The organism is Ralstonia sp. R-29 (genome assembly GCF_049913345.1).
Lineage (GTDB): Bacteria > Pseudomonadota > Gammaproteobacteria > Burkholderiales > Burkholderiaceae > Ralstonia.
Genome location: NZ_CP184378.1, coordinates 264485 through 277592, shown reverse-complemented (window position 1 = coordinate 277592; position 13108 = coordinate 264485). Strand labels below are relative to the sequence as shown.

Annotated in this window: 8 protein-coding genes; 5 read left to right on the top strand and 3 right to left on the bottom strand. The window is 65.0% G+C overall.

Annotation, left to right across the window (positions count from 1 at the left end):
- The first annotated feature begins 101 nt into the window (after window positions 1-101).
- Window positions 102-887: a M48 family metallopeptidase gene (locus tag ACN9M1_RS18535; RefSeq protein ID WP_426400024.1), complete on the top strand. Its 786-nt coding sequence runs from the start codon at window positions 102-104 to the stop codon at window positions 885-887.
- A gap of 69 nt (window positions 888-956) precedes the next feature.
- Here ACN9M1_RS18535 and ACN9M1_RS18530 read toward each other — a convergent pair whose 3' ends face one another.
- From ACN9M1_RS18530 to ACN9M1_RS18520, 3 genes are all read right to left on the bottom strand, one after another.
- On the bottom strand, window positions 957-1391 hold the full coding sequence (locus tag ACN9M1_RS18530; RefSeq protein ID WP_426400023.1) for a putative hemolysin: 435 nt from the start codon (window positions 1389-1391) through the stop codon (window positions 957-959).
- A gap of 101 nt (window positions 1392-1492) precedes the next feature.
- Window positions 1493-2779 (bottom strand): ATP-binding protein, encoded by a 1287-nt coding sequence (locus ACN9M1_RS18525; RefSeq protein ID WP_426400022.1) that lies wholly within the window; start codon window positions 2777-2779, stop codon window positions 1493-1495.
- Window positions 2763-3503 (bottom strand): response regulator, encoded by a 741-nt coding sequence (locus tag ACN9M1_RS18520; RefSeq protein ID WP_426400021.1) that lies wholly within the window; start codon window positions 3501-3503, stop codon window positions 2763-2765. Before ACN9M1_RS18520 ends, ACN9M1_RS18525 begins: the two co-directional genes overlap by 17 nt.
- Before the next feature lie 270 nt (window positions 3504-3773).
- Here ACN9M1_RS18520 and ACN9M1_RS18515 point away from each other — a divergent pair, with 270 nt between their 5' ends.
- From ACN9M1_RS18515 to ACN9M1_RS18500, 4 genes are read left to right on the top strand one after another with little or no spacing between them, the layout of a single operon-like run.
- Complete coding sequence (locus ACN9M1_RS18515) at window positions 3774-5168, top strand: MdtA/MuxA family multidrug efflux RND transporter periplasmic adaptor subunit (protein ID WP_426400020.1); 1395 nt, start codon at window positions 3774-3776, stop codon at window positions 5166-5168.
- A 39-nt stretch (window positions 5169-5207) separates the two neighbouring features.
- A complete protein-coding gene (locus tag ACN9M1_RS18510) occupies window positions 5208-8351 on the top strand; it encodes an MdtB/MuxB family multidrug efflux RND transporter permease subunit (protein WP_426400019.1) in 3144 nt (1047 codons plus the stop codon).
- Complete coding sequence (locus ACN9M1_RS18505; protein ID WP_426400018.1) at window positions 8348-11461, top strand: multidrug efflux RND transporter permease subunit; 3114 nt, start codon at window positions 8348-8350, stop codon at window positions 11459-11461. Before ACN9M1_RS18510 ends, ACN9M1_RS18505 begins: the two co-directional genes overlap by 4 nt.
- A gap of 2 nt (window positions 11462-11463) precedes the next feature.
- Window positions 11464-12978, top strand: coding sequence for an AdeC/AdeK/OprM family multidrug efflux complex outer membrane factor (locus ACN9M1_RS18500; RefSeq protein ID WP_426400017.1), 1515 nt, complete (start codon window positions 11464-11466; stop codon window positions 12976-12978).
- Window positions 12979-13108 lie beyond the last annotated feature (130 nt).

Below are 13108 nucleotides of genomic sequence, written 5' to 3'. Positions count from 1 at the left end.
GCGGGTGGGTATTCTTACGGTGTTAACACAACTTAACCCACGCGGCGCAGGCGGCGCCTAGCATGTCGGGCCTCTCTCTCGTCTAACCAAGGAGCCCACTCATGAGCCTGTCCTCGCTGCCCACATTGTCCCTTTCGACCCTGCGCGCCACCGCCCTGACGGTGGCGGCAGCCGCCGTGCTGACCGCCTGTGCTGGCACCGACATGCAAGGCATGACGCAAGCCGGCAGCAACTTGTTCCAGGCCGCCTCGCTGTCCGACAACGACGTGCGCACGCTGTCGCAGCAAAGCTGCGCGCAGAGCGACGCCGAGAACAAGATCGCCCCGGCCAAGAGCACCTACACCAAGCGTCTGGCCGGCATCGTGCCGACACTGCAAGCCAGCGGCATCCCCATCGACGCCAAGGTCTACATGACGCCGGACATCAACGCCTGGGCCATGGCCAACGGCTGCGTGCGTGTGTACAGCGGCCTGATGGACAAGATGACCGACGACGAAGTCCGCGCCGTGCTGGGCCACGAAATCGGCCACGTGGCGCTGGGCCACAGCAAGAACGCCATGCAAGTCGCCTACGCCACGCAGGCCGCACGCGGCGCGCTGGCCGCCAGCGGGAATGGTGCGGTGGCCGCGCTGTCGTCCTCGCAAATGGGCGCGTTGTCGGAAGCCTTCGTGAATGCGCAGTTCTCGCAATCGCAGGAAACCGCTGCGGATGACTACTCGTTCGACCTGCTCACGCGCACCAAGAGCAACCGCCGCGCGCTGGTGACGGCGTTCCAGAAGCTGGCCAAGCTCGATGGCGGCAAGTCGGCCGGCCTGCTGAGCTCGCACCCGGGTTCGCAGGATCGTGCAGACCGCGTGGCCGCCAAGCTGGGCAACAGCCCGCGCTGATCGGCGCACTGCCATGTAAAAAGGGCCGCGGAGGATGCCTCCGCGGCCCTTTTTTTGTTTACGCGCAGTTCACCACGTGCAACTGCCGCGCAGGAAGGCCCATTCCTCACATTCGTCCCCACCTGGGCTGACGCACGTGCCCACCTCGGCGCCGTTCGCGCGGGTGGAAAACTCAAGCTGCCCGCCCCGTTGCAGACAATACGTTGAGGCCGGGTTCGCCATGCCCACGCGCGGGGGCTCGGCGTCCTCGGCGGGGGGCGGTGTGTTCGGCGCCATCGCGGGCGGCGGAGCCGGCACCGGGCGCGCTACAGGTGCGGGCGGTAACGTGGTCACCGGCGCAGATGGTAAAGGTGCAGGTGCAGGCTGGATGGTCGTCCGTGGCGGCTGCCATGGCGGCATCGGTGACGAGCAAGCTGCCAACCCTATCGCCAGCACACAGACAACAGCAGCGGCGGCCTGGCGGCCCTGGCCAGCATCCTTGGCGAGACAGACAGCGCGATTCATGCGTTTCCTCCCGGGGGGTCTGGTGGAGCGCACGCAACAAGCGTGCTTGCCGCGCCTAGGATAGCGTACGAAATCGCCAATCCGTGTGTCAGAGGCCGCTGTCAGGCAATGGCCGCCGACACCGGAAACCGCATCGTCACGCGGAATCCTGGGGACGCCCCATCGGCCGCAGCCGGCCCGACTGCCAGCTCCCCACCCAGATGCCGCACCAGCCGGTCGACGATGGCCAAGCCGAGGCCGCAATGCGCATTGCCGCCACGCGCCGGGTCCAGACGGACGAACGGGCGCATCACGCGGTCAATGTCCGTGGTGGGGATACCTGCGCCGTGGTCTTCCACCGTCAGCGTGTAGCCGCCTTCGTCGGCGGTTGTGCGCACGTTGACGGGCTCGGCACCGTATGCGAAGGCGTTGTCGAGCAGATTGACGACAATGCGCTCCAGATGCGTCGGCTTGAGCCGAAAGCGATCGCCGGCATGCAGATCGAGGGCAACGTGCTTGCCTTGCTCGGCAAACGGCTGCACCAGACCGCGCAGATGGCGATCGACCGTCACCTCGCGCGCTTCGCCGTCGCCGCTCTGCGCATAGGCGAGAAACTGCTCGACGATGGCCGACATGGATTCGACATCGCGCTCGATGCCGGCGCCAGCTTTCGGATCAGCCAGCATCTCGGCACGCAGGCGCAGGCGGGAAAGCGGCGTCTTCAGGTCATGCGCGATACCGGCGAGCATGGTGTTGCGCTCTTCGTCGGTGGCCGACAGATCCGCCGCCATGTGGTTGAACTGAACCGTCAACTGGCGCAGCTCGTAGGGGCCACGCTCCTTGAGCGGCGCCACGTAGCGGCGCCGGGCCAATGCGCCAGCGGCATCGGCCAAAGCACGCACGGGCCGCTGGATCTGCCATGCCGCAAACAGCGAAAACGCAATCGCAATCGCCAACACCACCATCACGCCCGGCACCACGGCAGAAATGGTCGGTGGCGCATGCACCCAGACGAGCGGCATGGCGATCCATTTGTCGCGCTGCGCAAAGCGAACGTACACCCGAGGCGTGGCGGAGGGTTCGAGCCGCAACTCCGTACCGGCCGGCAAACGACGAGCAAGCTGCCGTGCCAGTTCGGAAGACTTATCCGACGCCGATAGCGTATCGCTGGGTGGTGCGTCATTGGTTTCGGTCACCAGGTCGGGCAGCTTGGCCTTCAGGTGGCCATCCATGACGGCCTGAAACGCCTGCAGCTGGAACGCCATCTGGTCGACCGATGCCTGAAATTGCCGCTCACGGCGCTCCGCACGCAGCACACCCAGCCACGAGAAATGGCTGAGTACCAGCACCACCACGATCAGCACGGCAAGCCGCCCGAACAGCGTGTCAAACCTAGCCTTGAACTTCATCGCGCTCGCCCTGCTCTTCCCGCTCATCCGGCACAAAAGTGTAGCCACGCCCGCGCACGGTCTGGATATAGCGCGGGCGCTGGGCGTCTTCTTCCAGCACGCGACGCAGGCGCCAGATCTGCACGTCGATGCCGCGGTCCGACACGCCGCTGCCCGGGCCATACATCAATTCGACGATGTGCTCGCGCGTAAGGACCTGCATGGCGTGCGCAATCAGCAGCTTGAGCAACGCGAATTCGGTGTCGCTGATGGAGAGCGCGCGGTCGCCGCGAAACAGCGTGCGCATGCGGAAGTTGAGCTTAAAAGGGCCGAAGGCAAAGCTGTCGCGATCCTCCGGGGCCGATGCCGGCACCGCTTGGCGGCGACGCAGCACGGCGTTGATCCGCGCAAGCAGTTCGCGCGGGGAAAAGGGTTTGCCGAGGTAGTCATCCGCGCCGATCTCCAGGCCGATGATGCGGTCGATCTCGTCGCTGCGGGCAGTGAGCAGGATGACGGGCACATCATCGTTGCGGGCACGCAGGTCACGCAGGGCCGACAAGCCGTCCACCTTGGGCATCATCAGGTCGAGCACCACCAATGCGGGGCGTTCGCGCTCCAGCCGCGCGGCCAGTCCATCCCCGTCGTGCATGACGGAGACGGCAAAACTCTGTTGGGTCAGGTATTCGCGCAGCAGGTCGCGCAGTTCGACGTCGTCATCGACGACCAGGATCTTGGTGCCGCTCATGTCGCTCGGGATTTGCTTGGGCGTGGTGTGCGTCAACGCAGACGCTTGAAAGTGTGCCCATGATAGCCACTACCGCGCACACAGATGCCGCGTATTTCCGCCATATTGTTTCTCGCAGTAACAGCACCATCGATTTGTAATCTGCAGTAATACAACCTACGGTGCGACTAATTCTGCGCAAAGGCGATGCCTTTAAGCTGCGGGCTGTTTAGAGCAGGCGCCCAGTATCATGTGCGCTTGCCCTCATATCGCTAAGAACAGGAAGCCACCATGTCCGACGCCAAGGACCCACAAGCCGGCCAGCCCGATGCCGGACGCCATCCGCACGACACGTCCAACGGGGTTTCGCCGACACTGCTGCCGCCGCCGCGTGAGGGTGGCAATGCGGGCGGCAAGCGGCGGCGCTGGGGCATCTGGGTTGTCCTCATCATCCTGGCACTGATCGGCTATGCGGTGTACCACGCGATACACCGCAACAGCGGCGGCCAAGGTGCTGGGCGCGGCGGCCCGGGTGGACGTGGCGGTGCCATGGCCGGCAAGCCCATGCCGGTCATGGTGGCCACCGCGGCCAAGGGCGACATCAACGTCGTGCTATCTGCGCTGGGCAACGTCACCCCCGTTAATAACGTGACCGTCAAAACCCGCGTGGACGGCCAACTCGTGCGCTTGGCCTTCACGGAAGGCCAGACCGTCAAGGCCGGCGACCTGCTGGCCGAAATCGACCCGCGCACCTATCAAGCGCAACTCGCACAAGCCGAAGGCCAACTCGCACGCGACCAGGCGTTGCTGACCAATGCGAAGCTGGATCTGCAGCGCTACCAGACACTGCTGTCGCAAGACTCGATTGCCAAGCAGCAGGTGGACACGCAGGCCTCGCTGGTGCGCCAGTACGAAGGCACGGTCAAGCTGGACCAGGGCAATGTCGACAACGCACGTGTGCAGTTGTCGTACACGCGGATCACAGCGCCGGTGTCGGGCCGCGTGGGTCTGCGCCAGGTGGATCCGGGCAACATCGTGCATGCATCGGATACCAACGGCATCGTCGTGATCACGCAGATTGATCCGATCACCGTCATCTATTCCATCCCGGAAGACAACCTGCCGAAGGTGATGCCGCGCCTGCAATCGGGCAACAAGCTGCCCGTGGAAGCCTGGGACCGCGCACAAACGACGGTACTCGCACACGGCGCACTGATGACCGTGGACAACACCATCGACAACACCACCGGCACGGTCAAGCTGCGCGCGCAGTTTCCGAACCAGAACGCCGCGCTGTTCCCCAACCAGTTTGTGAACGTGCGCATGCGCGTCGATACGCTGCATGATCAGGTGATCGTGCCCGGCGCGGCCATCCAGCGCGGCACGCAAGGCACCTTCGTCTATGTGGTGGGCGACGACAGCAACGTGTCGCTGCGCGTGGTCAAGCTGGGCGTGACGGAGGGCGATCGAGTGTCCGTTGCCCAGGGCCTGAAAGTGGGCGAGCGCGTGGTGGTTGATGGAGCGGACAAGCTGCGCGATGGCGCACCGGTGGAGGTGATCCAGCCCGGCGCCTCCCCCGCCAGCGCGCCGGCTGCCGGCCAGGACGGGCAGCAGGGCCGTCGCCACCGTCGCGGCCAAGGCGGCGCCTCCGCGCCTGCCGCAAGCGCGCCTGCGGCCAAGCCGTAATCGCGTGTACCCGCCTGAAGTCTTCTGCACCGAGTTGGCATGAATCCCTCCCGCATATTTATCCTCCGGCCCGTGGCGACCACCCTGCTGATGGTCGCCATCCTGCTGTCGGGCCTGGTGGCGTACCGGATGCTGCCGATTTCCGCGCTGCCAGAGGTCGACTACCCGACCATCCAGGTGACGACGCTGTATCCGGGCGCCAATCCGGATGTGATGACGTCATCCATCACGGCGCCGCTGGAGCGCCAGTTCGGCCAGATGCCGGGGCTCACGCAGATGACGTCGTCCAGCTCCGGCGGCGCCTCGGTGATCACGCTGCAGTTTGATCTGTCGCTCTCGCTCGACATTGCCGAGCAGGAAGTGCAGGCCGCCATCAACGCTGCCGGCAACCTGCTGCCGAATGACCTGCCGATGCCGCCGATCTACAGCAAGGTCAACCCGGCAGATGCGCCCATCCTGACGCTGGCGATCACCTCCAACACGATGCCGCTGCCCAAGCTGGAAGACTTGGTCGATACGCGCATCGCCCAGAAGCTGTCGCAGTTGCCGGGCATCGGCCTGGTCAGCATCAGCGGCGGGCAGCGGCCGGCGGTGCGCATCCAAGCCAATACGTCGGCGCTGGCGGCGCTGGGGCTGTCGATCGACGACATCCGCACGGCCATTGGCACCGCCAACGTGAACGGCGCCAAGGGCAGCTTCGATGGCCCGGCGCGCGCCTCCACCATCGACGCCAACGACCAGCTCAAGTCCGCCGCTGAGTACGGCAAGATGATCGTCGCCTACAAGAACGGCGCACCCATCCGCCTGACCGACGTCGCGCAGATCGTCGACGGCGCCGAGAACACCAAGCTGGCCGCGTGGGCCAACGCCACGCCCGCCATCATCCTGAACGTGCAGCGCCAGCCTGGCGCCAACGTGATCGAGGTGGTCAACCGCGCCAAGGCGCTGCTGCCGCAGCTCAAGGACACCCTGCCCGGCAACGTGGAAGTGACACTGCTGACCGACCGCACCACCACCATCCGCGCCTCCGTATCGGACGTGCAGTTCGAACTGATGCTGGCCGTGGCGCTGGTGGTGATGGTGATTTTCGTGTTCCTGCGCAACGTGCCGGCCACCATCATTCCGGCGGTGGCGGTGCCGCTGTCCCTGGTGGGCACGTTCGGCGTGATGTACATGGCCGGGTTCTCGATCAACAACCTGACGCTGATGGCGCTGACCATTGCCACCGGCTTTGTGGTGGATGACGCCATCGTCATGATCGAGAACATTGCCCGCTACATTGAAGACGGCGACCCACCCATGGAAGCTGCGCTCAAGGGCGCTAAGCAGATCGGCTTCACCATCATCTCGCTTACGTTCTCGCTGATTGCGGTGCTGATTCCGCTGCTGTTCATGGGCGATGTGGTGGGTCGGCTCTTCCGGGAGTTTGCGATCACGCTGGCGGTGTCGATTTTAATTTCGGCGGTGGTATCGCTCACGCTCACGCCGATGATGTGCGCGCGCTTGCTCAAGCACATTCCCGAAGCCGAGCAGTCGCGCTTCTACCATGCTGCCGGTGCGTTTTTCGATAACGTCATCGCGCGCTACGGCCGCATGCTGCAGTGGGTGCTCAACCGCCAGAAGAGCACGCTGCTGGTGGCCATCGGCACGCTGGTGCTGACGGGGTTGCTGTATGTGGTGGTGCCCAAGGGCTTCTTCCCCGTGCAGGACACGGGCGTGATCCAGGGCATTTCGGATGCGTCGCAATCGATCTCGTTCTCGGCCATGGCCGAGCGCCAGCAGAAGCTGGCCGAGGTGGTGCTCAAAGACCCGGCAGTGGTCAGCCTGTCGTCGTTCATCGGCGTGGACGGTGTGAACACCACGCTCAACAGCGGCCGCATGCTGATCAACCTGAAACCCAAGGACCAGCGCGACGCGGACGCCACCGAGATCATCCAACGCCTGCAGCCTGAGCTGGCCAAGGTGGCTGGCATCCAGCTTTACATGCAGCCGGTGCAGGATCTGACGATTGAAGACCGCGTCAGCCGCACGCAGTACCAGTTCACGGTGGAAGACCCGAACCCGAACAACCTGTCGAAGTGGGTGCCGAAACTGGTCGAACGCCTGCAGCAGACCAAGGAGCTGCGCGACGTGGCGAGCGACTTGCAGGACAACGGCCTGCGTGCCTATGTGCAGGTGGACCGCGACAAGGCAGCGGTGTATGGCATCACCATGGCGGCGGTCGATAGCGCGCTGTACAGCGCTTACGGCCAGCGCCTGGTGTCGACCATCTTCACGCAATCGAACCAGTACCGCGTGGTGCTGGAAAGCGACCCGAAGATGCAGCTTGGGCCCCACTCGCTGTACGACCTGCACGTGCCCTCCAGCAGTGGCCAGCAAGTCCCGCTGGGCGCCTTTGCCACGGTGGTGGAACAACCGGGCTCGCTGGTGGTGAACCATCAGGGGCAGTTCCCGGCGGCCACGATCTCGTTCAACCTGGCGCCGCGCGCGTCGCTGGGTGCGGCGGTGGATACGATCAACGCGGTCGAACAGGAAATCGGCCTGCCCGCCAGCATGCAGACCAGCTTCCAAGGCGCTGCATTGGCGTTCCGCGCATCGCTCTCCAATCAGCTTTGGCTGATCCTGGCGGCCATCATCACCATGTACATCGTGCTGGGGGTGCTGTACGAAAGCACCATCCACCCGGTGACGATTCTGTCGACGCTGCCGTCGGCCGGCGTGGGTGCGCTGCTGTCGCTGCTGCTTGCGGGCAAGGACATGGGCATCATCGCCATCATCGGGATCATCCTGCTGATCGGTATCGTCAAGAAGAACGCGATCATGATGATCGACTTCGCGCTAGAGGCCGAGCGAGAGCAAGGCATGAAGCCGCGCGACGCGATCTACCAAGCCTGCCTGCTGCGCTTCCGTCCGATTCTGATGACGACCATGGCGGCACTGCTGGGCGCCCTACCGCTAATGCTGGGCACGGGCGTGGGCTCGGAGCTGCGCCAGCCGCTCGGGATCACGATGGTGGGCGGTCTGCTGGTCAGCCAGGTGCTGACGCTGTTCACCACGCCCGTCATCTATCTGGCGTTCGACAACCTAGGCCTGCGCCTGCGCGACTGGCGTGAGCGGCGCGCGGCGCGGCGCGGGCATCCGCGTTCCGGCGGCACCGCAGACGATCACGGCGGCCAGCCATGAACCTATCCGCTACCTTCATCGCGCGGCCGGTTGCCACAGCACTGCTGACCATCGGTGTGGCGCTGGCGGGCATGGCTGCGTTCAAGCTGCTGCCGGTGTCGCCGCTGCCGCAGGTGGACTTTCCGACCATCTCCGTCAACGCCTCGCTGCCGGGTGCCAGCCCCGAAACGATGGCGGCCACGGTGGCCACGCCACTCGAGCGTTCGCTCGGGCGCATTGCGGGCATTACGGAGATGACGTCGTCCAGCTCGCTGGGCTCATCGCGCATTACGCTGCAGTTTGACCTATCGCGCGACATCGACGGTGCCGCGCGTGACGTGCAGGCCGCCATCAATGCCTCGCGCAGCCTGCTGCCCTCGGGCCTGCCGAGCAACCCGACGTATCGCAAGGTCAACCCGGCCGACGCGCCGATCATGATTCTCGGGCTCACGTCCGACACCATGTCGCGCGGCGAGCTGTACGACGCGGCATCGACCATCCTCGCGCAAAAGCTGTCGCAGGTGACCGGCGTCGGTCAGGTGACCATTGGCGGCGCATCGTTGCCCGCCGTGCGCGTGGAGCTGAACCCGACGGCGCTGAACAAATACGGCATCTCGATGGAGACCGTACGCGGGATGATCACCGCTACCAACGCCAACAAGCCCAAGGGCATGCTGGAATCGGGCGAGCGCGTGTGGACCATCTACGCCAACGACCAGGCCAAGAAGGCCGTCGAATACAAGCCGCTCATCATCGCGTGGCGCAATGGCTCGCCGGTGCGGCTGCAAGATGTGGCCGACGTCAGCGACGGCGTGCAGGACATCCGCAACTACGGCTCGGCCAACGGCAAGGCGTCGGTACTGCTCATCATCAGCCGGCAGCCCGGCGCCAACATCATCGACACGGTCGACGCCATCAACGCCACCCTGCCCTATCTGCGCAACACCATTCCCGCGCAAATCAACCTGGATGTGATGATGGACCGCACGCCCACCATCCGCGCCTCGCTGCGCGATGTGGAGCACACGCTGGTGCTGTCGATTGCGTTGGTGATCATGGTGGTGTTCCTGTTCTTGCGCAACGTGCGGGCCACGCTCATCCCCAGCGTTGCGGTGCCGGTCTCGCTCATCGGCACGTTCGGGGTGATGTACCTGTGCGGCTACAGCCTCGACAACCTCTCGCTGATGGCGCTGACGGTGGCAACCGGCTTCGTGGTCGACGATGCCATCGTGGTGCTCGAAAACGTCTCGCGCCATATTGAGAATGGCATGCGGCCGATGCAGGCTGCACTCAAGGGCGCGCGTGAGGTCGGCTTCACGGTCGTATCGATGAGCCTCTCCTTGATTGCCGTATTCATTCCGCTGCTGCTGATGGGCGGCATTGTCGGGCGACTGTTCCGTGAGTTTGCGGTCACGCTGTCGGTGGCAATTCTGGTGTCGCTGGTGGTATCGCTCACCACCACGCCCATGATGTGCGCGCGCTTGCTGAAGCCGGCCAACGAAGAAGAGCACGGCTGGTTCCACCGCAAGACCGAGAGCTTCTTCACCTGGCTGCTCGATGGCTACCGGTATTCGCTGGCCTGGGCGCTGCGCCATAGCTGGCTCACGCTGTTGATCCTCGGCCTGACGATCTTCCTCAACGGCTACCTGTACGTGATCGTGCCCAAGGGCTTCTTTCCGCAGCAGGACACGGGCCGTGTGATGGGCTTCATCCAGGCAGACCAGGCGATCTCGTTCCAGGCCATGCGCACCAAGCTGACGGACTTCATCAGCATCGTGCGGCAAGACCCGGCGGTGGAAAACGTGGTCGGCTTTACGGGCGGCAGCCAGCGCAACACGGGGCAGATGTTCCTCCAGCTCAAGCCGCTGGCTGAACGCAAGCTGTCGGCCGATCAGGTCATCAACCGGCTGCGCGGCAAGCTTGCTCAGGAGCCGGGCGCGAGCCTGTTCCTGCAGTCGGTACAGGACATCCGCGTGGGCGGCCGCGCCAGCAACGCGCAGTATCAATACACGCTGCAGGCCGACAACCTCGATGAACTGCGCGCCTGGGAGCCGAAGATCAAGCAAGCACTGTCGCAACTCAAGTCGCTGACCGACGTCAACACCGATGCGCAAGACAAGGGCCTGCAGACCTCGCTCGTGATCGACCGCGACAAGGCCAAGGCGCTCGGCCTCAACCCGAGCGATATCGACAACGCACTGAACAACGCCTTCGGTCAGCGCCAGGTGTCGACCATCTACAACCCGCTCAACCAGTACCGCGTGGTGATGGAAGCCGCGCCGCAGTACTGGCAGAACCCCGAAGGCCTGCGCGACATCTACCTCATCACCTCAACCGGCGCGCAGGTACCGCTGTCGACGTTCTCGCACTACGAGCCGACCAACACGGCGCTGGCGGTGAACCACCAGGGCCAGTTCGCGGCCAGCACGATTTCGTTCAACCTGGCGCCGGGCGCGTCGCTGTCGGGCGCCACGCAGGACATCCAGGACGCCATGAACCGCATCGGCGTGCCGAGCACCGTGCATGGCAGCTTCCAGGGCACGGCCAAGGCGTTCCAGGACTCACTCTCCAGCCAGCCCGTGCTGATCCTGTTCGCGCTCATCACCATCTACATCGTGCTGGGTGTGCTGTACGAGAGCTACATGCACCCGATCACGATCCTGTCGACGCTGCCCTCGGCGGGGGTGGGCGCGCTGCTGGCGCTGATCATCACGGACACGGACTTTTCGATCATCGCGCTGATCGGCGTGATTTTGCTGATCGGCATCGTCAAGAAGAACGCGATCATGATGATCGACTTCGCCCTGGAGGCCGAGCGTAGCCAGGGCATGAGCCCGACGGATGCCATCTTCCACGCCTGCGTGCTGCGCTTTCGGCCGATTCTGATGACGACGATGGCCGCGCTATTGGGCGCCCTGCCGCTGGCCCTCGGCCATGGCGACGGCGCGGAGCTGCGCACGCCGCTGGGTATCTCCATCGTCGGTGGGCTGCTGGTCAGCCAGATCCTGACGCTCTACACCACGCCGGTGGTCTACCTGGCGCTCGACAAGCTGCGCCTGCGGCTACTGGGCCGTCGCCGGGAAGCACCTTTACCCGCGTTGGACTCCGCATTGGATTCGCAAGGAAGCTGAACATGACAAGAGGCCCCCAAGCCCTCCGCCCCCTCCTGCTCGCGCTCGCGGCATGCGCGCTGATGTCCGCCTGCGCGGTCGGCCCCGACTACAAGCGCCCCGATGCCGAGGTGCCGCAGCAGTACAAGGAAGCCGGCGACTGGAAAGTTGGCACGCCCAACGACGCCCTCGCCCGCGGCAAGTGGTGGGAAATTTTCAATGATCCGCAACTGAACGCGCTGGAAGAACAGGTGGCGGCGGCCAACCAGAACATCCTGGTCGCGGAATCGCAATACCGTCAGGCGCAGGCGCTGGTGCAACAGGCGCGCGCGTCGTTCTTCCCCACGCTGGGCGCCAATGCGTCGGCCACGCGCAGCCGTTCGGTGCGCACCACGGTCAACCCGGATGGCAGCCTGGGGACCGGCAACCCGTCGATCACCAACGCGCAAAGCCTATCGCTCGATGCCAGTTGGGAGTTGGACCTGTGGGGCCGCATCCGCCGATCGGTGGAGTCCAACCAGGCCAGCGCGCAAGCCAGCGCGGGCGATCTGTCCTCGGCATTGCTGTCGGCGCAGGCCACGCTGGCGCAGGATTATTTTCAATTGCGTGTCACGGATACACAGAAGGCCGTCCTGCAGCGCACCGTGGCCGATTACGAGCGCTTCCTCACGCTCACGCAAAACCAGTACGCAGTGGGTGTGGCGCAGCGCTCCGACGTGCTCACCGCGCAGACGCAGCTAAAGCAGGCGCAAGCGCAATTGCTGGACACGGAAGTCACGCGGGCACAGCTGGAACACGCGATTGCCGTGCTGATCGGCAAGCCGCCGGCGGAGTTTTCGCTGGCGCCGATCGCTGCTTCCAACGTGTACGAACTGCCTGCGTTGCCGGACATTCCGCTGGAGGTGCCTTCCTCAGTGCTGGAGCGCCGGCCCGACGTTGCCGCCGCCGAGCGCCGCATGGCGGCGGCCAACGCGCAGATCGGCGTGGCCAAGGCCGCGTACTTCCCGACGCTCACCTTGGGCGCATCGGCCGGGCTGTCGGCCAATACGCTGTCGCGCCTGGCAACGCTGCCAAGCCGCGTGTGGTCGATCGGCCCGTCGCTGGCGGCCACGCTGTTTGATGCCGGCGCGCGCTCTGCGGCGGTCGACAAGGCCGGCGCGGCATACGACGGCACCGTCGCCACCTATCGCCAGACGGTGCTCGGCGCCTTCCAGGACGTGGAAGACAACCTGGCCGCCCTGCGCTGGCAGGCGCAGGAATTCGACGCGCAAGCCGACGCCGTCAAGGCCGCCCAGGAAGCCGCGCAGCTAGATCTGAACCGCTACCGCGCGGGCACGATCAGCTTCCTGGAAGTCATCACCGCCCAAGCCACCGCCTACAACGCAGAACGCACGCTGCTCACGCTGCAGGGCAAGCGGTACTCGGCGGCCGTGCTGCTCGTCAAGGCACTGGGCGGCGGCTGGCACGGCAAGGTGCCGGTCGTCGGCCAAGCCGCGCTGCAACCCGCATCCCCCGCGGCGGCGCCCTCCGCGCAATAACAAAACCATCCGACCTTGCCGGCAGCTGACGTTCCGCTGCCGGCAATACCACCTTGCGCGGTGGTGGCGCACATCGTTAGAGAGTTCCTCCTATAATCGTCAGAATTTGTTTCAGGCTGCCCCGATCGTT

Excerpts from the sequence above, each read along its gene's own strand:
- ACN9M1_RS18535 (WP_426400024.1), top strand. The coding sequence starts at position 102 with ATGAGCCTGTCCTCGCTGCCCACATTGTCCCTTTCGACCCTGCGCGCC.
- ACN9M1_RS18530 (WP_426400023.1), bottom strand. The coding sequence starts at position 1,391 with ATGAATCGCGCTGTCTGTCTCGCCAAGGATGCTGGCCAGGGCCGCCAG.
- ACN9M1_RS18525 (WP_426400022.1), bottom strand. The coding sequence starts at position 2,779 with ATGAAGTTCAAGGCTAGGTTTGACACGCTGTTCGGGCGGCTTGCCGTG.
- ACN9M1_RS18520 (WP_426400021.1), bottom strand. The coding sequence starts at position 3,503 with ATGAGCGGCACCAAGATCCTGGTCGTCGATGACGACGTCGAACTGCGC.
- ACN9M1_RS18515 (WP_426400020.1), top strand. The coding sequence starts at position 3,774 with ATGTCCGACGCCAAGGACCCACAAGCCGGCCAGCCCGATGCCGGACGC.
- ACN9M1_RS18510 (WP_426400019.1), top strand. The coding sequence starts at position 5,208 with ATGAATCCCTCCCGCATATTTATCCTCCGGCCCGTGGCGACCACCCTG.
- ACN9M1_RS18505 (WP_426400018.1), top strand. The coding sequence starts at position 8,348 with ATGAACCTATCCGCTACCTTCATCGCGCGGCCGGTTGCCACAGCACTG.
- ACN9M1_RS18500 (WP_426400017.1), top strand. The coding sequence starts at position 11,464 with ATGACAAGAGGCCCCCAAGCCCTCCGCCCCCTCCTGCTCGCGCTCGCG.